This window comes from Arthrobacter sp. THG-b23, from assembly GCF_059091265.1.
Window position 1 is genome coordinate 371,697 of the sequence record NZ_JBNHGM010000003.1, and the last position, 24,289, is coordinate 395,985.

At 65.3% G+C, this 24,289-nt stretch carries 19 protein-coding genes; 12 read left to right on the top strand and 7 right to left on the bottom strand.

Translation table 11 applies throughout. The features are described 5' to 3' along the window. Positions 1–69 precede the first annotated feature (69 nt). Positions 70–738: a GntR family transcriptional regulator gene (locus AC5RVD_RS08570; protein ID WP_494122379.1), complete on the top strand. Its 669-nt coding sequence runs from the start codon at positions 70–72 to the stop codon at positions 736–738. Positions 739–759: 21 nt separating this feature from the next. On the opposite strand, the gene AC5RVD_RS08575 is transcribed toward AC5RVD_RS08570, so the two are convergent. Beyond that, positions 760–2,262: a PucR family transcriptional regulator gene (locus AC5RVD_RS08575; RefSeq protein WP_494126686.1), complete on the bottom strand. Its 1,503-nt coding sequence runs from the start codon at positions 2,260–2,262 to the stop codon at positions 760–762. A 161-nt stretch (positions 2,263–2,423) separates the two neighbouring features. On the opposite strand from AC5RVD_RS08575, the gene AC5RVD_RS08580 reads away from it, so the two are divergent. The 8 genes from AC5RVD_RS08580 (at position 2,424) to AC5RVD_RS08615 (ending at position 12,033) form a co-directional block, all read left to right on the top strand. Then, on the top strand, positions 2,424–4,010 hold the full coding sequence (locus AC5RVD_RS08580; RefSeq protein WP_494126687.1) for a purine-cytosine permease family protein: 1,587 nt from the start codon (positions 2,424–2,426) through the stop codon (positions 4,008–4,010). A gap of 87 nt (positions 4,011–4,097) precedes the next feature. Further along, positions 4,098–5,351 carry a M24 family metallopeptidase gene (locus AC5RVD_RS08585; RefSeq protein ID WP_494126688.1) on the top strand — a complete coding sequence of 418 codons (1,254 nt, stop codon included), beginning with the start codon at positions 4,098–4,100 and terminating at the stop codon, positions 5,349–5,351. Positions 5,352–5,732: 381 nt separating this feature from the next. Continuing rightward, on the top strand, positions 5,733–7,493 hold the full coding sequence (locus AC5RVD_RS08590) for a BCCT family transporter (RefSeq protein ID WP_494122375.1): 1,761 nt from the start codon (positions 5,733–5,735) through the stop codon (positions 7,491–7,493). Positions 7,494–7,603: 110 nt separating this feature from the next. Beyond that, entirely contained in the window at positions 7,604–8,371 is a 768-nt protein-coding gene (locus AC5RVD_RS08595; RefSeq protein WP_494126689.1) for a creatininase, read from the top strand. 182 nt (positions 8,372–8,553) lie between these two features. Continuing rightward, positions 8,554–9,807, top strand: a complete 1,254-nt coding sequence (locus AC5RVD_RS08600; RefSeq protein ID WP_494126690.1) for a M24 family metallopeptidase — start codon at positions 8,554–8,556, stop codon at positions 9,805–9,807. An 87-nt stretch (positions 9,808–9,894) separates the two neighbouring features. After that, the gene (locus AC5RVD_RS08605) at positions 9,895–10,734 is read left to right on the top strand and encodes an IclR family transcriptional regulator (protein WP_494112934.1); all 840 of its coding nucleotides are present in this window, start codon (positions 9,895–9,897) and stop codon (positions 10,732–10,734) included. A gap of 1 nt (position 10,735) precedes the next feature. Further along, positions 10,736–11,158, top strand: coding sequence for a cupin domain-containing protein (locus AC5RVD_RS08610; RefSeq protein WP_494126691.1), 423 nt, complete (start codon positions 10,736–10,738; stop codon positions 11,156–11,158). Positions 11,159–11,223: 65 nt separating this feature from the next. Next, positions 11,224–12,033, top strand: a complete 810-nt coding sequence (locus AC5RVD_RS08615; protein ID WP_494122371.1) for an IclR family transcriptional regulator — start codon at positions 11,224–11,226, stop codon at positions 12,031–12,033. Here AC5RVD_RS08615 and AC5RVD_RS08620 read toward each other — a convergent pair. Together AC5RVD_RS08620 and AC5RVD_RS08625 are read right to left on the bottom strand one after the other, a co-directional pair. Further along, positions 12,019–13,200, bottom strand: a complete 1,182-nt coding sequence (locus AC5RVD_RS08620) for an aromatic ring-hydroxylating oxygenase subunit alpha (RefSeq protein ID WP_494126692.1) — start codon at positions 13,198–13,200, stop codon at positions 12,019–12,021. The two genes, AC5RVD_RS08615 and AC5RVD_RS08620, sit on opposite strands and share 15 nt — an antisense overlap. A 48-nt stretch (positions 13,201–13,248) precedes the next feature. After that, positions 13,249–14,454 (bottom strand): NAD(P)/FAD-dependent oxidoreductase, encoded by a 1,206-nt coding sequence (locus AC5RVD_RS08625; protein ID WP_494126693.1) that lies wholly within the window; start codon positions 14,452–14,454, stop codon positions 13,249–13,251. Between the two features lie 249 nt (positions 14,455–14,703). Between AC5RVD_RS08625 and AC5RVD_RS08630 the strand changes: the two genes are divergently transcribed. The 3 genes from AC5RVD_RS08630 (at position 14,704) to AC5RVD_RS08640 (ending at position 19,586) form a co-directional block, all read left to right on the top strand. Further along, positions 14,704–15,054, top strand: coding sequence for a bifunctional 3-phenylpropionate/cinnamic acid dioxygenase ferredoxin subunit (locus AC5RVD_RS08630; RefSeq protein WP_494112929.1), 351 nt, complete (start codon positions 14,704–14,706; stop codon positions 15,052–15,054). 32 nt (positions 15,055–15,086) lie between these two features. After that, the gene (locus tag AC5RVD_RS08635) at positions 15,087–16,994 is read left to right on the top strand and encodes a BCCT family transporter (protein WP_494112928.1); all 1,908 of its coding nucleotides are present in this window, start codon (positions 15,087–15,089) and stop codon (positions 16,992–16,994) included. A gap of 108 nt (positions 16,995–17,102) precedes the next feature. After that, positions 17,103–19,586 carry a GcvT family protein gene (locus tag AC5RVD_RS08640; RefSeq protein WP_494126694.1) on the top strand — a complete coding sequence of 828 codons (2,484 nt, stop codon included), beginning with the start codon at positions 17,103–17,105 and terminating at the stop codon, positions 19,584–19,586. 31 nt (positions 19,587–19,617) lie between these two features. Here AC5RVD_RS08640 and AC5RVD_RS08645 read toward each other — a convergent pair whose 3' ends face one another. From AC5RVD_RS08645 to AC5RVD_RS08660, 4 genes are all read right to left on the bottom strand, one after another. Continuing rightward, positions 19,618–20,673 carry a zinc-dependent alcohol dehydrogenase family protein gene (locus AC5RVD_RS08645; RefSeq protein WP_494126695.1) on the bottom strand — a complete coding sequence of 352 codons (1,056 nt, stop codon included), beginning with the start codon at positions 20,671–20,673 and terminating at the stop codon, positions 19,618–19,620. Positions 20,674–20,868: 195 nt separating this feature from the next. Continuing rightward, positions 20,869–21,789, bottom strand: a complete 921-nt coding sequence (gene sucD / locus AC5RVD_RS08650; RefSeq protein ID WP_494112925.1) for a succinate--CoA ligase subunit alpha — start codon at positions 21,787–21,789, stop codon at positions 20,869–20,871. A gap of 18 nt (positions 21,790–21,807) precedes the next feature. Next, positions 21,808–22,971, bottom strand: a complete 1,164-nt coding sequence (gene sucC / locus AC5RVD_RS08655) for an ADP-forming succinate--CoA ligase subunit beta (protein WP_494112924.1) — start codon at positions 22,969–22,971, stop codon at positions 21,808–21,810. A gap of 221 nt (positions 22,972–23,192) precedes the next feature. After that, positions 23,193–24,233: a mechanosensitive ion channel family protein gene (locus tag AC5RVD_RS08660; protein ID WP_494112923.1), complete on the bottom strand. Its 1,041-nt coding sequence runs from the start codon at positions 24,231–24,233 to the stop codon at positions 23,193–23,195. Positions 24,234–24,289 lie beyond the last annotated feature (56 nt).

The window sequence follows — 24,289 nt, forward strand, 5'->3', positions numbered from 1 at the left end:
GGGCCCTTCCAACAGCGCATTTCGAGCTGGCGGGATCCCGAAACAGGCCACGGACGAGTCAGGAGCATCATGAGTATCACCGCGGAACCCGATGCCGGAACCGAGCCGCTGTCGCTGGCCGAGCAGGCCTACCGTGCGGTGCGGGACAAGCTGATCATGTTGGATATCCGCCCCGGCGCCCCGATCAACGACGGACAGCTGGCGGCAGAACTGGGCTTCGGGCGCACCCCGGTGCGCGAGGCCCTGAAGAAGCTGGAGATCGACCACCTGGTCATCTCCTATCCGCGCCGCGGCACCTTCGCGACCATCGTGGACATCACCGAACTGGCCGCCGTCTCGGAGCTGCGCCGGGTGCTGGAACCGCTGGCCGCCCGGAAGGCCGCGGAGTCTGCCGGCGAGGCCATGCGAGGCGAGCTTTCGCAGCTGGCCCGGGACATCGGGAAGCTCGAAGACCGCCTCCCGGACAAGCACGACCTGATGCGTTACGACCTCAGCGTGCACCGGGCCATCTACCGCGCCGCCGGCAATCCCTACCTTGAGGACACGCTGATCCGGCTGGACAACCTGGCCACCCGGATCTGGTGCCTGGTGCTGGATAAGGTGCCGTCCGTTGCCGGCCACATCACCGAGCACGTGGAACTACTGGACTCAATTGTCGACGGCGATGCCGACCACGCTGCCCGCCTCGCTCTCGAGCACATCGCAGGCTTCGAACAGGCCATCCGCGCGGTACTGTAGCCCGCTCCGCCTGCCCAGGCGCTATTGCCCGCCGGGAGAGGGATTCTTCGCGAGGTGGACCGCCAGGTTGAGTCCCGGCATCTTGGCACTGCCACGAGGGTCCCCGCCGATGAGATCGAAAATCTTGCGCAGCCGCTTATGCAGCGTTTGGCGTTCCACAAAGAGGACCCGCGCAGTCTCGGCGGAATTGCATCCGCTCATGAGCCAGGCTTCGAGGGTGTCCAGCAGCCGCGTACCCCGCCTGCGGTCATAGTCCAGCAGCTCACCGAGCAGTTCCTGGGTGATGCGCCCGACAACCGGCCCGGAGAGCTCCCGGGCCGCCAGCCGCTCCAGGACAAAATCCTCGCAGTCACGAATGTTGCTTTCCAGGTCATCAGGGGGCCCCACCGCCTGGGTCAGCCTGGCCTCGACTAGGGACGAGTGGGCATCCAACGGCGTGGCCACCGTCGGCCCGACCGCGCCCGCCACCGCCAAGCCACGGAAGTCCGCGCGCAACCCCTCCAAGATCTCCCGTCGCTCCCGGCGCGTGCCGCTGATACTGAGCTGGACCAAGGCGCACAGGCTCTCGCCGTCCAGATAGGTCCGGGCGTCGGGACACCGCTTTGTGAGGATCCTTCCGGCCACTCCGCGTACGCTGCTCAGACCGATTTGACGGAACACCATGACAAAGGCCGGCTGCACGGTCGACAGGCCTGCCGCGTCGCACAGTTCCTGGATTTGGGAGGCGCCTGCGCCGCCGACGACGGCCCGCATCAGGGCCGTGTGGGCAATTTGCTGCGCTGTCGGCCGGTGCTGCTGGGACACGGCGAGGGCCAGAATGCCGCCGATCCGCTCCCCCACCGTCTTCAGCAACTCCGGGGTGACGTCCCGCCGGCTTTGAAGCCGCAGCCGGGCAGATAGCAGGCTGCCAACGAAGATGTCCGACTCCACGTCCACAGATGTGGAATCGGGAGGGAAGCCGCCGGCGAACTCCAGGATGGTGCCATTGGGGTCCAGCAGTGCCGCCTCGATCCGCAGCGCCTGCGAGACAATCCCGACCAACGGGCCCAGCGCCGGACCGGAAGAAGCCAGGTGCCCCGCCAGGCGCTGCGAGATGGAATCCGCCGTCTGCAGGGCCGTAACATGCTCAGAAACGACTTGCCGGTTGACCTCCTCCGCAATTTCCACGAACGGAACTACGCGCCGCAGTTCGATCAGCGGCAACCCGGCCTCCTCCGCCGTCTGCACGAGCTCGTCGGACAGCGAGCGGCCGGAGCCCGCGGTCTGGATGGCCAAGGCCGTCACATGCCGGGCCGCCAGGCTGCGGATATATTCGTGCTGCGCGGCCGGCCTGAGGTTTAACAGGGCGTCCCCACCACTGAGAAGCAACTCCTGGCCCCGCAGCAGCGGCGCTATCTCCAGCACTTCGCTCGAATGCACCCACCTGACTTTGCCGGCCGGGATCTGGCTTCTGCCGGCCCGAACCACCGGACTGGCCCGCTGCATCAGTTCAAGCTCCAGCACATCCGACAACATCACGACCATGATTTTTTCCTTCAAACGCCCGAAAACGATGCCGAAGCGACAATGTGTCACCTGTTGGGAACCTAAGTGGTTACGGTCTGAATATACGCTGTGAGCTGCATCACCCATAGTCTGGGTGGAGTCCTGCTCCCGCCTCGCGTTGCAATCGTCAGGAGACCCGCATGAGCCAGAGATCCGCCACTAAATCCGAACAGGCCACCCAGCACGTAGAAGACATTCTCCAGCCGGTTCCCGAATCGGCCCGCACCACCAAGCTTTCCGGCCAGTTCTGGATCTGGGCAGGTGCCAACGTCGCCCCGATTAACTGGATCCTGGGCGCCCTTGGCATTCACCTCGGATTGAGCCTTGCCGATACCCTAACCGTACTCATCGCCGGCAATGTCATCGGCATGCTTGGCTTTGGGTTCTTCGTAATCCTCGGGCAGCGCACAGGAGCCACCGGCATGTTGCTGGCCCGCGGAGCGTTCGGCCGCAGGGGCGCCTACCTGCCCGCAGCCATCCAGGCTGTGATCGCCATCGGCTGGTCCGCCGTCAACACGTGGGTCATTCTGGACCTGATCATGGCGCTGTTCGGAATGATCGGCTGGGTCGATCCCGCGGCCTCCAACTTGGGCTGGCGCATTGGCACGGCCGCCGTCATCATGTCGATCCAGGTGGCCATTTGCTACCGCGGCTACCGTGCCATTTCCCGCTTCGAGCGGATCACCATGCCGCCCACCGTCCTGGTCCTCATTGCCATGTCGATCGTGGCATGGACGCAGCTGGATATCGACTGGAGCTACCAGGGACCCGTGGGCGAGGTTCTCACCGGCATGCCGCGAATCGCTGCCATGTCCTCGATCATGACCGCCATCGGCATCGGCTGGGGCATCGGCTGGTTCACCTACGCTCCCGACTACTCCCGCTTCGTGAGCAAAAAGATCCGGCCCGCAAAGCTCTATGTGGTCAGCGTCCTCGGACAGTTCCTCCCGGTGGTCTGGCTCGGCGTCCTTGGCGCCAGCCTGGCGACAAAGAACGGCACGGCCGATCCTGGCCAGCTGATCGTGGAAAGCTACGGAGCATTCGCCATTCCGGTGATCCTGCTGGTCATCCACGGACCCATCGCAACCAACATCATCAACATGTACACGTTCGGCGTCGCCACGCAGGCCCTGGACATCCAAATCTCCCGCAAGAAGCTGTCCATCGTCGTCGGCGGCTTGGCAATGGCGGCGGTCATCGGTTTCATGTTCGCGACTGACTTTGCCCACATGCTGCACAACTGGATCATCGCGATCGCAGCGTGGGTCGCCACCTGGGGCGGGATCATGGCTGTTCATTACTTCGTCTTTGAGCGCCACCATAAGAACTTCAGCTACCTCTTCCGCTCGCCGTCCGACACCCAGCTCAAAGCCTTCAACCCGGCGGCCTTCATCGCCTTTTTCGCCGGTATCTTCATGACCTGGATGTGCATGTACGGTTCGGTTCCGGTCCTGCAGGGACCCCTCGGAAGCGCCGTCGGGGGCATTGACTTCTCGTGGCTGGGCGGAAGCGTTACGTCTGCGACCGTGTACTTCCTGCTCGGGTATCCCCGGTTCCGTTCGCGGATCGCCGCCGGAATCCCACTCGGATTGAAGCAGGATAGCTCCGACCAGGAGTACCTGGATAACCACGGCGACTGCGAAACAGCATTAGTCGAAACAGATAACTCCGACGACACCGGCGCGCAGCTTGTACCGGAGAACAGAATTCCCGCGCCCACGGCCTAGCCCTGCCGGGCCACACATCAGCACGGCGCGGCGGCACGCATCCCAAGACCACCTGTCCCGTACCAGAAACACCACGAAGGAGATTCAATGACCATCACCCCCAGCACCACCAGCACCGTCGCAGACCTGGAGCGTTTGAAGGTTCTGCACATCGGCGAAAAGCAGCAGCTGACCTTCTCCGACGCCGAGTTCGAACGCCGGCTGAGCGGCCTGCGCCAGATCATGGCCGCCAAGGACCTGGACGCCGTGATCCTGACCAGCTACCACGGCATCAAGTACTACTCGGACTTCCTCTACACCACCTTCGGCCGCAATTACGCCCTGGTCGTCACCGCCGACGACTCGGTCACCGTCACCGCGAACATCGACGCCGGCATGCCGTGGCGCACCAGCTACGGCGAGAACATCGTCTACACGGACTGGAAGCGCGACAACTTCTACTTCGCCCTGCAGGAAGCACTGCGCCAGCGCGGCGTCACCGCACGCCGCCTCGGCGTCGAAGACGACGCCCTGCCGCTGATGACCCGCCAGCGCATCCAGGCCGCGTTCGAGGGCGCCGAACTGCTCGACGTCTCGCAGGACGCAATGCGCCAGCGGATGATCAAGTCGGCCGAAGAGATCGAGGTCATCAAGCACGGCGCCCGCATCGGTGACCTCGGCGGCGAGGCCATCAAGGCCGCGATCCGCGAAGGCATCAGCGAATACGAAGTCGCGCTGATCGGCACCGAGGCCATGGTGCATGAAATCGCCCGCACCTTCCCGCACCGCGAGGTACGCGACACCTGGGTCTGGTTCCAGTCCGGCATCAACACCGACGGCGCCCACAACTGGGCCACCACCCGCAAACTGCAGCGCGGAGACATCCTGTCCCTGAACTGCTTCCCCATGACCTCCGGCTACTACACCGCACTCGAGAGAACCATGTTCCTGGGCCAACCGGACGAACGCTCGCTCGAACTCTGGAACATCAACGTCGAAGTCCACCGCCGCGGCCTGGAACTGATCAAGCCCGGCGCCGTCTGCAAGGACATCGCCGCCGAGCTGAACGAGATCTACATCGGCCACGGACTGCTCCCGAACCGCACCTTCGGATACGGCCACTCCTTCGGCGTCCTCTCCCACTACTACGGACGCGAAGCAGGCCTGGAACTGCGCGAAGACATCGAGACCGTGCTGGAACCGGGCATGGTCGTCTCCATGGAACCCATGATCACCGTCGCCGACGGCGAACCCGGCGCCGGCGGCTACCGCGAACACGACATCCTCGTGATCGGCGAAAACGGCGCCGAGAACATCACCAAATTCGGCTTCGGCCCCGAACACAACATCATCGACGCCTGATGCCGCGAGGCTGCGTGCGGCAGGACCGTTGGGTCCCGCCGCACGCAGCCACGAGCACGTGCTGAATCAAACACTTCCTCCTGATTCCAGCGCCGGCACACTCGATCATTCTTTAATGGACACCGACCGGCGGTTGAACCCAATAAGCGCCCTCCCTAAACAGTCCGGTTGCGCCAAGGCGATCTGCGCCCCGATGCAGGGGCCACCCCAAGCACCAGTTGACGCCAAGAACCTCCCCTTGACTGTGACTTCGTTCACTGTATGCTTTGCTGCAACTGTGTTGCCGCTACTGCAACATCATGTTGCGTCACCCTGCTCCTCACCCGATAGACACCATCGCAGCCGACCACGTATTGGTCGCCCACCGAAAGGGACGCTGGCATGTCCGTTCATGAGCAAGAACAACAACCCATTGGCACCACTCCTGCCGGGGCCGGGGATGACACCGCAGTCACTCCCGACCAAGCCGAGGAAAAGACCACGGCCGGGCACAAGGCAGTGCCGTCCACAGTAGAACTCCCGCGATTCCGTGGCCGACTAATCCCGCCGCTTGATCGGGCGATCATCAAAATCCTGCCGCCCGTCCTGATCATCGCCCTCATTGTCGCCGTCACCACGAATCCCAGCGGCGCCGCGGATGTGATCGGACAACTGCGCACGTTCGTTACCTCGGGCTTCACCTGGCTCTTTGTCCTCTATTCGATCATTGCTGTGGTCGTTTGTGTTTGGCTGACGGTCAGCAGGGTGGGCAGGATCCGCCTGGGCGGCCCCAAGGCCAAGCCTGAACACAGCAAGTTCGCGTGGTACTCCATGCTGTTCGCCTGCGGGCAGGGCATCGGTTTGATCTTCTGGTCCGTCGCCGAACCGATCATGCTCCGCGATGAAACCCCTGTTATTCCTGCCGCCGCCGGCGAGGGCGGGATGGTGTGGACGTACTTCCACTGGGGGCTGACCGCCTGGGCCATGTACTGCGTCGTAGCGGTTTGCCTGGCATACTCGCACCATAATCTGGGCAAGACCCTCACCTTCCGGGAAGCCACGGTGGATATTCTGCCCAAGCGCGCCCAGCGTGGCGCGGGGGTCGTCGTAGAGCTCCTGGCCATCATGGCCACGGTCCTCGGGCTGGCCACCTCCTTCGGATTCGCCGCCCTGCAGTTCACCTCCGGCCTCTCCTCGTTTACCGGCCTGCCGTCCGGGCCCGCACTCTGGATAGGCGTCATCATTGCCCTGGGCGGTCTGACGGCGGTGTCCGCCTTCCTGGGCGTCAACAAGGGCATGAAGCGCATCAGCGAAGCGAACTCAATCCTGAGCATCGTCCTCATGGCAGCCGTCTTTATCTTCGGGCCGGCGGCCTTCATTATCTCCAACATGTCGCAGACCTTCGGCTCGTTCTTCTACAACTTCATCCCGATGAGCTTCTGGACGGATGCGCCAACCTCAGCCGCCCCCCTGGAATCCTGGCAGGACAGCTGGAACGGGTGGTGGACCGTCTTCATCTGGTGCTGGGTCATCGCCTTCTCACCGTTCGTCGCCGGATTCATCGCACGGATTTCCCGCGGCCGGACCATCCGCGAGTTTGTCATCGGAGTAACCGTCGTCCCCTCCCTGATCGTCATGGTCTGGGTGGGAATCCTCGGCTCGACCGCCATCCACTACGACAACATCTCGGACCGCTCCATTTCATCTGATGTCGCCGCGGACACGTCCAGCGGCCTGTTCTCCATGCTCACCATGATTCCGGTTGTCGGCGGGCTGCTCCTCGTCGTCGCCACGATCCTCGTCGCCACTTACTACGTCACCAGCCTCGATTCCGGCGCCTACGCCCTGGCGGAGTTCGTGTCGGCGCCGAAAAAGTCCGGCCCCTGGTTCCGCGTGGTCCTCGTAGCGAGCATCGCCGCCGTGGCGCTGATCCTGCTGTCCATCGGCGGCACCTCGGTCGTGGACACAGTGCAAACCGGCACCATCATCGGCGGCTTCCCCTTCGCGTTCGTCATACTCCTCATGATCGCCAACCTCATCCGGCGGCTGAGGATACGGAACAAGGAAGTGAAACGCCTCGAGAAGGAAATCAACGACCCCAACCACCGCGTCGAAGACGACTTCGTTGACGCGGACGGACTGCCCACCCGGCAGATCGACTAGCCCCACCACCAATGGCTCGGCGGGGCCGCCGCCCCGCCGAGCCCGCACCCTTCAGGAGAAGCAGAATGGATCCAGACCTGCCCACGCCGGCACGCCCATCCAGTATCCACATGTCCGAAACCGACGCCCATACCTTTAATGAATGGCTGAACGCCGGCTCCGGCGGAGTCGTACTGGTCCCGGTCGGAGCCCTGGAGCAGCACGGGCCGCATCTGCCCTTGGGGACAGACGCCTTGTTATCGACCAGCATCGCCGCGGCTGTTGCGGAGGCTGCCGGAGCGCTGGTCGCACAGCCCATCACCTACGGCTACAAGTCCCAGCAAAAATCTGGCGGAGGCAATCATCTTGCCGGCACCACGAGCCTCGATGCTGCAACGATGATCGGCCTCACGAGAAGCCTGACGGTTTCGCTCTTCCGGCAGGGCGTGAGGAACATCGTCTTCGTCAACGGCCACTTCGAGAACTACCAGTTCCTCTACGAAGGCATAGATCTCGCGCTCGGCGATTTGGGCATCTGCCAGGGCGACGACCGCAGCGTGCTGCTGCTGTCCTATTGGGACTACGTTTCCCAGGAGACGTTGCAGACCGTCTATCCCAACGGCTTCCCCGGATGGGAGATCGAACACGGCGGAGTGTTGGAGACATCGCTCATGCTGCACTTGGAGCCCAGCTTGGTGAACCTGGAACGAAGCGTCGACCACCCACCCGCAGACCTGCCCAGGTTCGACCGCCTGCCCGTCGTTGCCTCGCGGACGCCTGCCACCGGATGCCTCTCCTCCCCCACTGGCTCTGACGCCGTCAAAGGCAAGCTCCTGTTCGACCAAGTCGTAGACGCTCTTGCCATGGACATCGTTCAGGAACTTCAGCTCAAACGATGACCCGCTCACGGCACGGCAACTCTTGACGTGGCGCACATCACAAGACATACTCAACGCAACAGAGTTGCAGTAAATGCAACAGTTCCGCACCTTCTTTAGCTGGCATTTATCCCCCTCCGGCATCGCCGAGGACGGGCCGGTACCTCCAGGCCACTTGGCCCACACACCCAGAAGGAGTCATCATGTCCCTCGAAGCATCGACCACGAATTCGGTTTCCGAGCTCGAACGCCTGAAGGTTCTGCACATCGGCGAAAAGCAGCAGCTGACCTTCTCCGACGCCGAGTTCGAACGCCGGCTGAGCGGCCTGCGCCAGATCATGGCCGCCAAGGACCTGGACGCCGTGATCCTGACCAGCTACCACGGCATCAAGTACTACTCGGACTTCCTCTACACCACCTTCGGCCGCAATTACGCCCTGGTCGTCACCGCCGACGACTCGGTCACCGTCACCGCGAACATCGACGCCGGCATGCCGTGGCGCACCAGCTACGGCGAGAACATCGTCTACACGGACTGGAAGCGCGACAACTTCTACTTCGCCCTGCAGGAAGCACTGCGCCAGCGCGGCGTCACCGCACGCCGCCTCGGCGTCGAAGACGACGCCCTGCCGCTGATGACCCGCCAGCGCATCCAGGCCGCGTTCGAGGGCGCCGAACTGCTCGACGTCTCGCAGGACGCAATGCGCCAGCGGATGATCAAGTCGGCCGAAGAGATCGAGGTCATCAAGCACGGCGCCCGCATCGGTGACCTCGGCGGCGAGGCCATCAAGGCCGCGATCCGCGAAGGCATCAGCGAATACGAAGTCGCGCTGATCGGCACCGAGGCCATGGTGCATGAAATCGCCCGCACCTTCCCGCACCGCGAGGTACGCGACACCTGGGTCTGGTTCCAGTCCGGCATCAACACCGACGGCGCCCACAACTGGGCCACCACCCGCAAACTGCAGCGCGGAGACATCCTGTCCCTGAACTGCTTCCCCATGACCTCCGGCTACTACACCGCACTCGAGAGAACCATGTTCCTGGGCCAACCGGACGAACGCTCGCTCGAACTCTGGAACATCAACGTCGAAGTCCACCGCCGCGGCCTGGAACTGATCAAGCCCGGCGCCGTCTGCAAGGACATCGCCGCCGAGCTGAACGAGATCTACATCGGCCACGGACTGCTCCCGAACCGCACCTTCGGATACGGCCACTCCTTCGGCGTCCTCTCCCACTACTACGGACGCGAAGCAGGCCTGGAACTGCGCGAAGACATCGAGACCGTGCTGGAACCGGGCATGGTCGTCTCCATGGAACCCATGATCACCGTCGCCGACGGCGAACCCGGCGCCGGCGGCTACCGCGAACACGACATCCTCGTGATCGGCGAAAACGGCGCCGAGAACATCACCAAATTCGGCTTCGGCCCCGAACACAACATCATCGACGCCTGACCCGTCTCGGGCTGGTGAAATGCTGTGCGGCGCAACTGGAACCGGTTGCGCCGTACTGCCTTTTAACTGGCAAGAATGGAACGCACTATGAATAAAACTGCAGATGCCACCAACAAGAAGGGCACTGCCGGTTCCTCCGATGCACGCGGGACCTCCGTCATCCTGAATGCGATCGAGGTGATGCGCTGCTTTAGTGTCGAAACGCCGCTGCTGGGCGTCACCGAAATTGCCTCTCGCGTGGGACTGCACAAGAGCACGGTTTCCCGCATCCTGGCCACACTGGAGCAGGAGGATCTTGTCGAGCGGGATCCGTCGACGCGCCGGTTCAAACTCGGCCTCGGCCTGATCGCCGTGACCGGCCCCCTGCTCGCCGATCTCGATGTGCGCCGGGCAGCGTATCCGGTGCTGCAGGAACTCACGGACCGCATCGGCGAGACCAGCGCGCTGATGGTCTGGAACGGCAGCGAGTCGGTCTGCGTCGAACAAATTGCGAGCCCACAGCAGGTCAAACACACGACCCCTCTGGGTACCAGGTACAACACAGCTCTCAGCTCGTCCGTCCAGGTCTTCCTGGCGCAAGTCAGCTCGGACACGGTCCGTAGCCTGATCGCCCAAGGGGACGTGATCCTCCCCGACAGCGGGGTCGGCGCCCTGGATGCCTACACCGTCCGGCTCCAAGAGGTCGCAGCCAATGGCCTGGCCACCAACTACGGCGAGACGTCACCGGAGGAAGTCGGCGTTGCTGCTCCTGTCTTCGATCACCGCGGAAACGTTGCCGGCTGCGTCATGCTTGCTGCGCCCCGATTCCGGATTTCCGAAGACGTGTTGGGCACAATATCCGAAGCCTGCCGCCAAGCTGCTCGCCAGGTTTCGGTCCGGATGGGGAGCCACCCCGCAGCAGCACTGCCTGCCGGCGAGGAGACCTAACTTGCTGGAACGACGCGGCGAGTTCGCCTTCGCCTACAACCTCCACGAAGGCAGCGCCCCGGTGAAGATGCAGTGGCTGTTTCAGGATCAGTCCCGCCTGCCCGTGGCGGTTCAGACGTGGGAGTTGCCGCCGGGCGGGACCGAAGGCATGCATTCCCATCCCAGTGGCGTCCGCGCGCTCGAAGAACTCTACGTGGTGATGGAAGGAACGGCCCGGATGACCGTGGACGGCCGGGTCCACCGTCTGCACCCGGGTGACGCCGTGCTCGCCCCGGTGGGGTCTGAGCACGATCTGGCGAACACCGGCGGCGGACCCCTGCGGGTGCTCGTGGTCTGGGGAGAGCCCGGCTCGGCCGACTACTCATCCTTCGGCTCACACCGTGCCGCCCGGGCCGCCCGCTCCCCCGAGGCAACGTCGGACTGACGGCGCTCCGGATCATTCCCTCCGCGGCGGCCCCACGTCCGCGCAGGCAATGAGATTATGGTCCTATGGCCGATCCTGAAGAGTTCGACGACGAGGCGTCGCCGGAGAACCTGAACCGCGGCGTGCAGTCTGTGGACCGCGCCATCACCGTGCTCGAGATCCTGGCGCGCCGTGGCGCTGCCGGTGTCAGCGACATCGCCGAGGAAATGGGCGTCCACAAGTCCACCGCCTCGCGGCTGCTGGCATCGCTGGACCAGCGCGGCATGGTGCAGCAGAACAGCGAGCGCGGCAAATATCAGCTGGGCTTTGGGATCCTGCGGCTCGCGAACTCGATCCCGGGGAACCTGAGCCTGGTGCGCGAGGCCCGGCCGGTGCTGGAACGACTGGCAGAACAGTACAAGGAAACCGTGAACCTGGCAGTCCTGCGTTCCAATTTCGCCGTCAACGTGGACCAGGCCAGAGGTCCGTCCACCTTGGCGACCTACGACTGGATCGGCAGCCTGACGCCCCTGCACGCCACATCCAGCGGGAAAGTATTGTTGGCGGGGCTCACGTCCGAAGACCGGCTAAAGATCGTCAAGGAAACCCGGTTGCCGGCGCAGACCGCGAACACCATCACCTCCCGGCAGAAACTGGAAAAGGAACTGCTCCAGGTCTCCGCCCAGGGCTACGCCGTCGTCGAGGAAGAATTCGAGATCGGCCTGAATTCCATTGCTGTTCCGGTATGGGACCACCTGGGAACCGTTATCGGGTCGGTCAGCATCTCCGGCCCGGCCTTCCGGTTCAAGCCCGAGCAGATTGACGGGCTGGTCGAGGACATCAAGCAGGCCGGGCAGGACATCAGCGCCCGGATGGGCCACTCACGGGAAATCTGACCGCCCCGCCGCCGGCCGCTGGCAGCTGACGACGGCGTCCGCGGGTTCCACCGACAAGCGGTCCGTGACCCACGCGTGGAAGGCGCTGATGTGGTGCTCGCTGGGCACCAGCACGCCGCCGTTTGCGTAGATCTTTGATCCCATCGCCGGCTGGCAGCGTTCGCACGCATCGAAGTCCTGCTGGTTCACCCGGTGGAAGAGTTCCACGGAGGCCGTGAGGTCCTTTCCGGCTTCCACCACGCTGGGCATGTACAGCCAGTCGCATTCCACCACGGTCCGGTCCACGGCCAGCGGGAACATCCGGTGGATGATCACATGGTCCGGCACTAGGTTGACGAAGACCGTGGGTTTGATCGTGACGGCGTAATACCGCCGGTCCTGGTCGTCGGCGATGCCCGGAATCCGTTCCAGGCCTTCCGACCCGTCCACCGTGAAGCCCTTGACGTCCTCGCCGAATTCGGCGCCGTGGCCCACGAAGTACTGTGCGGCCAGTCCGTCGGCGAACTCCGGCAGCACCTCCGTCAACTCCGGATGGATGGTTGCGCAGTGATAGCACTCCATGAAGTTCTCAATGATGAGCTTCCAGTTGGCCTTCACGTCGTAGGTGATCCGCCGGCCCAGGCTGAGGTTGGCGATGTCGTAGCCGTCGATTGCGCCGGCGTCGCCCAACCGCTCTTCGATCGCCCCGACCACATCCTGGTCGAACGACGGCGGTTCATCCGCGAGGCACAACCACACGTAGCCCAGGTATTCGCGAACCGGGACGTCCACCAACCCGTACTTCTGCCGGTCGATGTCCGGCATCTTGGTCAAGTTGGGCGCAGCGATGAGCTTGCCGTCGAAGTCGTACGTCCAGGCATGGTACGGGCACTGGAAAGAACGTCCCGCCTCCCCCTTTTCGTCCACGCAGAGTTTGACGCCGCGGTGTCGGCAGATGTTGTAATACGCCCGAACCGCACCCTTGCGGTTGCGGGTGACAATGACCGATTCGCGCCCGATCTGCACGGTTTGGTAGGCGCCGGGCTTGTCCAGATCGGCCGACCTGACCGCGCAGAACCACATCTCTTCGAAGATGTGTTCCTGCTCAGCACGGAAGACGTCGTCGTCGACGTAAGTCCGGCCGGGCAAGGTGGCGATCAAGCTATCCGAAACCATCTCGGCGGTCATGCGAACTCCTTTGGGCAGAACTGGCAGGGAGGGAATTGGTGATGCGGATCAGGAGGCGGTGGCGAACTCGCCCGACCGTGCGTCCATGGAGCGTTCGGCTTCCCGGTTGAGGAACTTGCGCCATCTGGTGAACTGGCGGATCTGGTTGACGCCCAGCACGGCAACGGGGTCGGCTCCGGCGTAGTAGACGGCCAGGAAACTGTTGTCTTCGACGCAGCCGTGCTCAATCTCAACCCGGTCGTGTCCGTGCACATGGCCGGCAAACTGAATTCGCGAGCCGTATTGGTCGGACCAGAAATAGGGCGGATTCACCGGCGCCGCTGCCGCTGCGTCATTCAACAGCGCTGCCACCGCCACGGCAGGTTGCTCAAGGGCTCCGGTCCAGTGCTCAACACGTTCGTGCGCCCCTGCCCGCGGGTTCCACCAGGCCGCGCAGTCGCCGACGGCCACCACCGAGGGGAGATTGGTGCGGCCCATCGAGTCGCAGAGCACGCCGTTGCCCAACCGGATTCCGGAGCCGAGCAGCCAGTCGGTGTTCGGCTGCCCACCAACGCCCACCAACACGATGTCCGCGGGAAGCTCCCGTCCGTCGTCGAGCACCACGTGGCTGACGTTTCCGCCGCTGGTCCGGAAGGACCGGATGGATTTGCCGCACAGCATCTCCACCCCACCGGCCGAATGCAGTCCGGCGACGGCCGCCCCCATCTCTGCGCCCAAGGCTCCGGACAACGGAGCAGCGGACCGCTCCACGACGGTTACGTCGAGTCCCGCTGCACGGGCCGTCGAAGCTGTTTCGGCGCCGATGAAACCCGCCCCGATCACCACCATTTTCCGACCGGGCAGCAGGTGCCCGCGCAGCGCCCGGGCGTCGTCCAGCGTGCGGAGGGTGAACACGTTCTTGCAGCCATCGACTTCGGGCAGCACCCTGGCGGAGGAGCCGGTGGCCACGACAAATCCGTCCGCGGAGAGATTCCGTCCGTCGCTGAGGGATACGGTCATCGACTCAGGGTCGAGGCCTACGGCCTTCACACCGAGGATCCATTCGGCGTCCAACTCGTCGTCCCCGGCGACCAGCGCCAAGTCCGCCTCCGAAATCCGGCCGGCCAGGAAGTCCTTGGACAGCGGCGGGCGGTCGTAGGGCGGATGGATTTCCTCCCCAACGACGATCAGGCGGCCGGCAAAACCTTGGGCGCGTGCTGCCCGGGCGGCAGAGAGCCCTGACAGCGAAGCTCCAATGATGACGAGGGTCTGCATGGGTAGGCCTTTCACGGCAGGAGGATCGACGGCAGTTCCAACAAGCAGCACACTGCGCAACTCGATGCGCTATGTGAAACAGAGTGAAGAAAGATTCCCCTGGTGTCAAGGGTTCACGACGTCAAGTGGATGAAGATTTTCCCAAGACCCTTGACAACAGATCGTGACCCGGCACACTGTTGCCTATCGTGGACAACGTTGTTCATGACGGAACTTGCCACGCTGTGGCGTTGCGAAAGAAGCCGCTCCATGCACAAAGCCTGCCCGTTGAGCCAACTAGCCCCCGGCGACGCCATCCGGCTGGATACCTCGCCTCCCATCGCTGTCTTCCACACAGAAGAGGGCGAACTCTTTGCCATCGACGACACCTGCACGCACCAAGACGCCTCGCTTGCGGACGGCTGGGTGGAGGGCTGCGAAGTCGAGTGCCCGCTGCACGCGTCGAAGTTTGATCTGCGCACCGGCGTAGTAGACGCGCCGCCGGCCAAACTCCCGGTCCGCGTCCACGGCGTCTCCGTCGTGGACGGCATCATCATGGTCCAGGAATCAGAAGAGGTCCCGAATCTCCCGCCCGGCCTGCGGGTCGACGGGCACGTGTAGCCGGGCCTTCGTCATCCAACAAAGGAACTTACATGTCAGTGAACAAAGATCTTGCAGTTGATGATGGCCCACCCGACAACGAGGTCCGGCAGGTGCTTGGCCAGGAGCCCTCGGGCGGACCGCTTGCCGCGCCGCCGGGGCGAGAGGACACCGAGGACGACGCCCGGATCCTGGCCGAGCTTCGTGCGAGCGAGAACGAGCAGGCTGTCGCGGGCAGGCAGCGGACGAGCGGTGGCTTGGACAAGACGGTTTTCGCCGTGGCAGGCGTCCTCGCCGTCGCGTTCGTAGCCTGGGGCTTCCTGGCCACCGAGCACCTCGGCACCACCTCGGTCACCGTCCTGAACTGGGTGATGGAGAATACCGGTTGGCTGTTCATTCTGCTGGCCTCGCTCTTCGTGGTTTTTGTGCTGTGGCTGGCGATCGGCCGGTTCGGCAACATCCCGTTGTCCAAGGACGGCGAAAAGCCGGAGTTCCGCACCATCTCCTGGATCTCCATGATGTTCGCTGCCGGCATGGGCATCGGCCTGATGTTCTACGGCGTGGCGGAGCCGATGTACCACTACATCGCCCCGCCGCCCGGAACCGTCGACGGGCAGACGCCAGAGGCCATCCAGACGGCGATGGCCACCTCGCTGTTCCACTGGACACTGCATCCGTGGGCGATGTACGCCGTCGTCGGCATTGCCATGGCCTACGGCACCTACCGGCTGGGCCGCAAACAGCTGATCTCGGCAATCTTCACCTCCCTGTTCGGCAGCAAGACGGTGGAGGGACCGGCAGGAAAGTTCATCAACATCCTGGCCATCTTCGCCACCCTCTTCGGCACCGCCGCGTCGCTCGGCCTTGGCGCCCTGCAAATCGGCAGCGGGCTGGCCTTCAACGGCTGGGTTGGCGAGCTGGCAACGGGCGTGCTCGTGGTCATCATCGCCGTGCTCACGGCATGCTTCATCGCCTCGGCCGTCTCCGGAATCCGCCGCGGCATCCAGTGGCTGGCCAACATCAACATGGTGCTGGCCGTAATCCTGGCGCTGATTGTGTTCCTGGCAGGCCCCACGCTGTTCATCCTGAACCTGGTGCCGGCCGCCGTCGGGGATTACGCCCGCGACCTGGCCGAGATGGCCTCCCGCACGGAAGCGGTGGGCGACGAGGCGCTGCGCAGCTGGATGTCCGGCTGGACGGTGTTCTACTGGGCCTGGTGGGTGTCCTGGACACCGTTCGTCGGCATGTTCATTGCCCGGATCAGCCGCGGCCGCACCATTCGCCAGTTCGTCACCGGCGTGCTGCTGGTGCCAAGCATCGTGAGCGTCGCCTGGTTCGCGATCTTCGGCGGCGCCAGCTTCGGCGTGCAGGCCGCGGCGGATGCCACACCGGATACCGGCGACGGGCTGGTGGACATGGTCGACGGCGAACCGACCATCTCCTTCGACGGCGCCCTCTTCGATCTGCTGCAAAACCTGCCGTTGCCGAACATCCTGGCCGGCGCGGTGGCGATCCTGGCGATGGTGCTGGTGGGGATCTTCTTCGTCACGGGCGCCGATTCGGCCTCGCTGGTGATGGCTTCCCTCAGTTCCAACGGGGCCGAAGAGCCCTCCCGCGGCGTCGTGATCTTCTGGGGTGCGCTGACCGGTGGGGTGGCTGCGGTGATGTTGCTCGCCGGCGGAGACCAGCCGGCCGAAGCCTTGAACGGACTCAAGAACATCACCATCGTGGTGGCGTTGCCGTTCGTCCTGGTGATGCTGCTGATGTGCATCGCGCTGGCCAAGGACCTGCGCCGTGATCCCTTGGCGCTGCGCCGACGGCTGGCCGATTCCGTGGTGGAGCGCGCCATCCGTTCCGGGGTGGGCCAGCACGGCGGCAGCAGGTTCGATCTGGTCACCAAGCATGAATGCGACGACACCTGTCCCGAAGGGAAGTGCCCGGCAGCGTCTCCGCCCGCCTAGGCCGCCCTGCGGCGGGCGGACCGGTGCAACCGGGGCGCCCGCCGCACCTCACAAACGCCTGACCCTTCATCCCTTGCCCCGCCCTGCTACCTCAAGGAGCATTACCGCATGAGCACTACCCCGCGCATCGTCATCATCGGAGCAGGGATCGTCGGCGCCAATCTGGCGGACGAACTGGCCACCCGCGGCTGGACGAACGTGACCGTCCTGGAGCAGGGCCCGCTGCATCTGGCCGGCGGGTCGAGTTCGCACGCCCCCGGCCTGGTGTTCCAGACCAATCCGTCCAAGACCATGACCGAATTCGCCGGCTACACCGTGGGCAAAATGCGCTCGCTCACGGCCGACGGCATCTCCTGCTTCAACCAGGTGGGCGGGCTGGAGGTGGCCACCACGCCAGCGCGGTTCGAAGACCTCAAGCGCAAGGCCGGCTTCGCCGCGTCCTGGGGCGTCGAGGCCCGGCTGATCGATCCGGATGAGTGCGAGAAGCACCATCCGCTTCTGCCGGCCGGGAGCGTGCTGGGCGGCCTGCACATCCCCTCCGACGGGTTGGCCCTCGCGGCCCGCGCCGTCCGGCTGTTGATCGCCCGCGCCTCCGCCGCCGGCGTCGAGTTCCGCGGTTCCACCACCGTGACGGGCATTGAGCACGACGGCGGACGGGTCACCGCGGTGGCGACCGACGCCGGGAGGGTGCCCGCCGACATCGTGGTTTGCTGTGCCGGGTTCTGGGGGCCGAAGATCGGCGCCATGGCCGGCATGACGGTGCCGCTGCTCCCGCTGGCTCACCAGTACGTCAAGACCTCGGCGTTGCCCGCGCTGGCCGGTCGGAACGAGCTGCCCAACGGCGCCCGGCTGCCGATCCTGCGCCATCAGGACGCAGACCTGTACTTCCGCGAGCACGGCGACCGGCTGGGCATCGGTTCCTACGCGCACCGGCCCATGCCGGTGAACCTGGGCGAACTCTCCGCCGTCCCGCCGGCGGACGTGTCCGAAGACCGCATGCCGTCGCGGCTGGATTTCACGCCGGAGGACTTCGAACCGTCCTGGCGGGAAAGCCTGCGGCTGCTGCCGGCACTCCACGGCGCGCAGATCGCCGACGGCTTCAACGGCGTCTTTTCCTTCACCCCCGACGGCGGTCCGCTGATCGGCGAGTCCCCGGAGGTTGCCGGCTTCTACCTGGCCGAAGCCGTCTGGGTCACCCATTCGGCGGGCGTGGCCAAGGCAGTGGCAGAGCTGCTGGTGGACGGACGGTCGCGGACGGACCTGCATGAATGCGAGGTGCGCCGGTTCGAAGATGTGCAGCTGGCGCCGGAGTACATCAGCCAGACGTCGCAGCAGAACTTCGTGGAGATCTACGACGTGCTGCATCCGCTGCAGCCGCGCGAATCCCCGCGGAACCTGCGCACCAGCCCGTTCTTCGGCCGCCAGCAAGAGCTCGGCGCGGTCTTCCTGGAATCCGGCGGCTGGGAGCGGCCGCACTGGTACGAGGCCAACGCGGCGCTGCTGGCGGCGCTGCCGCAGGACTGGCGGGAACCGGAGCGCGATGCTTGGGCGGCCCGCTACCACTCCCCCATCGCCGCGGCCGAAGCCTGGAGGACGCGCATCGCCGTCGCCATGTATGACATGACCCCGCTCAAGCGGGTGGAGGTGTCCGGGCCGGGCGCCCTGACCTTGCTGCAGCGGCTGGGCACCGGGCAGCTCAACAAGAAACCCGGGGCGGTGACCTACTGCCTGTTGCTGGATTCCGGCGGCGGCATCCGCAGCGACATCACGGTGGCCCGGCTGGCGCCGGAGCGGTTCCAGGCAGGAATTAACAACAACGCCGACTACGAGTACCTGCGCGGCGAGGCAGCGGCACAGTCGCACGCCGACCCGGCCCAGTGGGTGCGGGTCGAGGACATCACCGCCGGCACCTGCTGCATCGGGCTCTGGGGGCCGTTGGCCCGCGAAGTGATGGCCAAGGTCAGCAGCGACGACTTCAGCAACGACTCGCTCAAGTACTTCCGCACGGCCCAGGTGCGCATTGCCGGCCTGACCGTCACCGCGATGCGGCTCTCCTATGTGGGCGAGCTGGGCTGGGAACTGTACACCACGGCCGACCAGGGGCTCAGGCTCTGGGACGCGCTGTTCGAGGCCGGGCAGGAGCACGGGATCATCGCCGCCGGGCGGGCCGCGTTCAACAGCCTTCGGCTGGAAAAGGGGTACAGGCTCTGGGGCACCGACATGACCACCGAGCACACGCCGGAGGAGGCGGGTCTCGGGTTTGCGGTCAAGTCGGACAAGGGCGGATTCGTCGGCGATGCCGCGCTGGCCGCCGCGGGCGCTCCGGCCCGCCGGCTGCGCTGCCTGACCATCGACGACGGCCGGTCGGTGGTGCTGGGCAAGGAGCCGGTATACGTGGACGACATCCCGTCCGGTTACGTCACCAGCGCGGCCTTCGGCTACACGGTGGGTCGGCCGATCGCGTACGCCTGGCTTCCTGCCCAAACCGCGGAGGGAGACGGCGTCGAGATCGAGTACTTCGGCCGCCGCATTCCGGCCACCGTCGCCGCCGAACCGCTGGTCGATCCCGGCATGGAACGCCTGCGCGGCTGACTGTCTGCGCTGGCGGGGAGCCTGGCCGCGGCTAGGGCCGCAGCAGCACCTTGATGGCGCGGCGTTCGTCCATGGCCCGGTAAGCTTCAGCGGCGTCGGCGAGGGGCATGACCACGTCGAAGACCCTGCCGGGGTTGATCTTCCCGGCCAGGACGTCCTCGAGGAGTTCCGGAAGGTATTCGCGGGTGGGCGCGGCGCCGCCGGCGACGGCAATGTTCTTGGAGAACAGCACCCCGATGGGCAGTTCGGCGCCGCCTGCGGGGACACCCACGAAACCGACGGATCCGCCGGGCCTGGTGCAGCGCAGCGCCTGGTCCATCGACTCCGCCGTGCCCACGCATTCGAGCACAGAATCCGCCAGCACGCCGCCGAGCAGCCCTTTGACCCTTTCGGCGGCGGCCTTGCCGCGTTCCGCCACGACGTCTGTCGCTCCAAATTCGCGCGCCAGTGCCGCCCGGTCGTCGTGGCGGGACATCGCGATGATCCGCTCGGCCCCCAGCCGCTTGGCTGCCAGCACTCCGCACAGTCCGACGGCGCCGTCACCCACGACGACGACGGTGCGCCCCGGACCAACCTTGGCGCTGATGGCCGCATGGTGTCCCGTGCCCATCACGTCGGAGAGCGTGAGCAGGCTCTTGGCCAGTTCTTCGCCGGGATCGGTCACGCCCGGCACCGCCACCAAGGTGGCGTCGGCGTGGGGCACGCGCACGGCTTCGCCCTGGCCGCCGTCGACCGGCAGGCCGTGCTCGTCGCGGCCTCCCCAACTGGCCCGGTGTTCGCAGGAGGTTTGCACGCCGTTGCGGCAGGGCGGGCACTCGCCGCAGCTGATCGCCCACGGGGCCACCACGAAGTCGCCGGCCGACAGCGTCCGCACCGCGTCGCCGGTGGCCTCGACGACGCCGATGAGTTCGTGGCCGATGGGATGCGGTTTGCCCGGCTCGCGGATGCCGCGGTAGGGCCACAGGTCGGAACCGCAGACGCAGGTGGCCCTCACGCGCACGATCGCGTCGGTGGGGGCAAGGATTTCCGGGTCGGGGCGTTCCTCGACCCGGATGTCGCCCGGTCCGTGGATGATGGCAGCGCGCATGTAACCTCCTGTGCAGTGGGTGTCTTTCCAGCCTAGCCGGGTCCCGGTGGCCGCCGGGAACAGGCGAAGCCAGCCGCTTCTCCCGGTGGCCGCCGGGAACAGGCGAAGCCAGCCACCTCTCCCGGTGGCCGGCCGGAAACGGCGAAGCCCGCCACCTTGCGCAGGTGGCGGGCTTCGGTGCTGTTGGCGAGGGGCCTAGAGGTTGGAGGCTTCCTCGCGGTCCGGGTAGACCTCGCGCAGCAGGTGCGCGGTCTCGGAAGGCGTCTTGCCGACCTTCACGCCCGCGGCCTCAAGGGCTTCCTTCTTGGCCTGGGCCGTGCCCGAGGAGCCGGAGACGATGGCGCCGGCGTGGCCCATGGTCTTGCCCTCCGGCGCGGTGAAGCCGGCCACGTAGCCGACAACCGGCTTGGTGACGTTGGCCTTGATGTACTCGGCGGCACGCTCCTCGGCGTCGCCGCCGATTTCGCCGATCATCACGATCGCCTTGGTATCCGGATCGGCCTCGAACGCAGCCAGGGCGTCGATGTGGGTGGTGCCGATGACCGGGTCGCCGCCGATGCCGATGGCGGTGGAGAAGCCAAGGTCGCGCAGCTCGTACATCATCTGGTAGGTCAGGGTGCCGGACTTGGAGACCAGGCCCACGCCGCCCTTGCCGGTGATGTTCGCAGGGGTGATGCCCACCAGCGACTCGCCCGGCGTGATGATGCCCGGGCAGTTCGGGCCGATGATGCGGGTGATCTGGTTGCCGTCGGCGTCCTTCTTGGACTGCGCCAGCGCCCAGAACTCGGCCGAGTCCTGAACCGGCACGCCCTCAGTGATCACCACGACCAGGCCGATTTCGGCCTCGATCGCCTCGACCACGGCGTCCTTGGTGAAGGCCGGCGGGACGAAGACGATGGAGACGTCGGCACCGGTCTCGGCGACGGCTTCCTTGACGGTGCCGAACACCGGCAGGGTCTTCTCGCCGTGGGTGACCGTGGTGCCGGCCTTGCGCGCGTTCACGCCGCCAACAATGTTGGTGCCGGCGTGCAGCATGCGTGCCGTGTGCTTGGAGCCTTCGCCGCCGGTGATGCCCTGGACGATGACCTTCGAGTCCTTGTTGATGAAGATAGACATGTTTTAGTTCCTCGGTCCTTAGGCGTTGGCCAGTTCGGCGGCCTTGTCGGCGCCCTGGTCCATGGTCAGGGCCAGGGTGACCAGCGGGTGGTTGGCGTTGAGCAGGATCTGCCGGCCTTCGTCCACGTTGTTGCCGTCCAGGCGGACAACCAGCGGCTTGGTGGCCTTCTCGCCCAGGATTTCCAGGGCCTTGACGATGCCGTTTGCCACGGCGTCGCACGCGGTGATACCGCCGAAGACGTTCACGAACACGCTCTTGACCTGCTGGTCGTTGAGGATGACGTCCAGGCCGGCGGCCATGACCTCGGCCGAGGCGCCGCCGCCGATGTCCAGGAAGTTGGCGGGCTTGACGTTGCCGTGCTTCTCGCCGGCGTAGGCGACGACGTCCAGGGTGGACATGACCAGGCCTGCGCCGTTGCCGATGATGCCGACCTGGCCGTCGAGCTTGACGTAGTTCAGGTCCAGTTCCTTGGCCTTGGACTCGAGCGGATCTGCGGCGTCCTTGTCCTCGAGCTCCTCGTGGCCGGGCTGGCGGAAGGAGGCGTTCTCGTCCAGCGAGACCTTGCCGTCCAGGGCGACGATGTCGCCGGCGCCGGTCTTGACCAGCGGGTTGACCTCAACCAGGGTGGCGTCTTCCTTGATGAATACGTCCCAGAGCTTGATGATGACCTCGGCGACCTTGGGGCGAAGGTCCTCGGCGAAGCCGGCCTCGGCGACGATCTCGTCGGCCTTGGCCTGGTCGATACCCACGGCCGGGTCGATGGCAACCTTGGCCAGGGCGTCCGGGCGCTCCACGGCCAGCTGCTCGATCTCCATGCCGCCCTCCACCGAGCACATGGCCAGGTAGTTGCGGTTCGAGCGGTCCAGCAGCACGGAGAAGTAGTACTCCTCGGCGATGTCGGCGCCCTGGGCGATCATGACCTTCTTGACGGTGTGGCCCTTGATGTCCATGCCGAGGATGTTGGAAGCGTGTTCAAACGCCTCGTCCGGGGTCTTGGCGACCTTGACGCCACCGGCCTTGCCGCGGCCTCCGACCTTCACCTGAGCCTTGACGACAACTACGCCGCCAATTTTCTCAGCAGCGGTCTTGGCTTCTTCTGGGGTGTACGCAACGATTCCAGCCAGCACGGGTACTCCGTGTGCCTCGAAGAGATCGCGCGCCTGGTATTCATACAGGTCCACGGGTTGTGTCCTTCTACGTCGAAGTCGTTTCTGACTCGGAGCGGCATCCGCGGTTGGCCGTGGCGGTGACCACGGACGGGGTGCGGATGCCTGCAGTGCTCCATGGGGAACTCTAGCCCCTTTGGCCTCGGGCGCCGGTCCCAGAGTACCGCTTTAGTGGCCAAGGGCACACTTCTACAACTTGTAGAATCGTCACGGCTTGGGGTAACGGGGCGGCACGGCTAACGCTTGCCGCTATCTTCCCGAGGGGCGACGGCGGTGTCCCCACCCTGGGCGGCATCGTCGGCCTGTGCGGCGCCGCCACCCTGCGCTATAGCGGCGGACGGTGCACTGCCCCTGATCACGGTCTGGTTCAGCAGCGGAATGCGCAAGCCTTCTGCGGCCAAGGCTTCCTTCAGGCGGGCCCGCATCTTGCGCGCGATCGCCCACTGTTCCAACGGTTTGGTGCGGATGGCCAGCCGGATCACCACGGATTCGCCGGTCAGCGCCTCCACACCCCAGACCTCCGGGTCGTCCAAAATCAGCCTGCGGTTGTCCTCGTCCATGCGCAGTTCCATGGCGGTCTTGAGAATCAACTCGGAGACCTTCTCCACATCGGCGTCGTACGGTACCGGGATGTCCAGCACGGCCCGCGCCCAGCCCTGCGAGGAGTTGCCCACCCGCAAGATCTCCCCGTTGCGAACGTGCCACAGCGTGCCGTCCACGGCGCGCACCTGGGTGACCCGCAGGCCGACAGACTCCACCGTGCCGGATGCCTCGCCCAAGTCGACCACGTCGCCGATGCCGTACTGGTCTTCGGCCACCATGAACAGGCCCGACAGGTAGTCCTTGACCAGGGTCTGGGCGCCAAAACCAATGGCGACGCCGGCAATGCCGGCACTGGCCAGTACCGGGCCGAGGTTGAAGTCGAGCTCCGTGAGCACCATCAGCGCGGTGATGCTGGCCAGCACGATGGTGGTGATCGAACGCAGCACCGATCCGATCGTCTTCGAGCGCTGGGCCCGGCGAACCGCGGCGATCGGCGAGTCCTGAATCAGCCAGTAGCGCGGGTCTTTTGTGTTCTTGGGCGCCGCAGGGTCGAATTTGTCCAGCTTGGCGGTCTCGCCGTCGGCGATCTTTCCGGTGACGCGTTTGATCACCATCCGCAGCACCATGTTCAGCAGGAATCCACCCAGCAGGATCAGCGAAACGCGCAGCGGCTTGTCAAGCCAAAAATCGGGGGTTGCCAGCCGTTCCAAAGTCCTAATGTCCACGTGGTCCATGGATAAGAACGGTAAGCGCCCCGTCATGCCGCTGCCAAATGCGCGGTCGCAAACGT

Bases quoted from the DNA above. Each gene is read 5' to 3' on its own strand.
- AC5RVD_RS08615 (WP_494122371.1), top strand. From the start codon at position 11,224: ATGGCCGATCCTGAAGAGTTCGACGACGAGGCGTCGCCGGAGAACCTG.
- AC5RVD_RS08595 (WP_494126689.1), top strand. From the start codon at position 7,604: ATGTCCGAAACCGACGCCCATACCTTTAATGAATGGCTGAACGCCGGC.
- AC5RVD_RS08585 (WP_494126688.1), top strand. From the start codon at position 4,098: ATGACCATCACCCCCAGCACCACCAGCACCGTCGCAGACCTGGAGCGT.
- AC5RVD_RS08605 (WP_494112934.1), top strand. From the start codon at position 9,895: ATGAATAAAACTGCAGATGCCACCAACAAGAAGGGCACTGCCGGTTCC.
- AC5RVD_RS08575 (WP_494126686.1), bottom strand. From the start codon at position 2,262: ATGGTCGTGATGTTGTCGGATGTGCTGGAGCTTGAACTGATGCAGCGG.
- AC5RVD_RS08620 (WP_494126692.1), bottom strand. From the start codon at position 13,200: ATGACCGCCGAGATGGTTTCGGATAGCTTGATCGCCACCTTGCCCGGC.
- AC5RVD_RS08625 (WP_494126693.1), bottom strand. From the start codon at position 14,454: ATGCAGACCCTCGTCATCATTGGAGCTTCGCTGTCAGGGCTCTCTGCC.
- AC5RVD_RS08660 (WP_494112923.1), bottom strand. From the start codon at position 24,233: ATGGACCACGTGGACATTAGGACTTTGGAACGGCTGGCAACCCCCGAT.
- AC5RVD_RS08630 (WP_494112929.1), top strand. From the start codon at position 14,704: ATGCACAAAGCCTGCCCGTTGAGCCAACTAGCCCCCGGCGACGCCATC.
- AC5RVD_RS08590 (WP_494122375.1), top strand. From the start codon at position 5,733: ATGTCCGTTCATGAGCAAGAACAACAACCCATTGGCACCACTCCTGCC.
- AC5RVD_RS08640 (WP_494126694.1), top strand. From the start codon at position 17,103: ATGAGCACTACCCCGCGCATCGTCATCATCGGAGCAGGGATCGTCGGC.
- AC5RVD_RS08580 (WP_494126687.1), top strand. From the start codon at position 2,424: ATGAGCCAGAGATCCGCCACTAAATCCGAACAGGCCACCCAGCACGTA.
- AC5RVD_RS08600 (WP_494126690.1), top strand. From the start codon at position 8,554: ATGTCCCTCGAAGCATCGACCACGAATTCGGTTTCCGAGCTCGAACGC.
- AC5RVD_RS08570 (WP_494122379.1), top strand. From the start codon at position 70: ATGAGTATCACCGCGGAACCCGATGCCGGAACCGAGCCGCTGTCGCTG.
- AC5RVD_RS08645 (WP_494126695.1), bottom strand. From the start codon at position 20,673: ATGCGCGCTGCCATCATCCACGGACCGGGCGACATCCGGGTCGAGGAA.
- sucD (WP_494112925.1), bottom strand. From the start codon at position 21,789: ATGTCTATCTTCATCAACAAGGACTCGAAGGTCATCGTCCAGGGCATC.
- AC5RVD_RS08635 (WP_494112928.1), top strand. From the start codon at position 15,087: ATGTCAGTGAACAAAGATCTTGCAGTTGATGATGGCCCACCCGACAAC.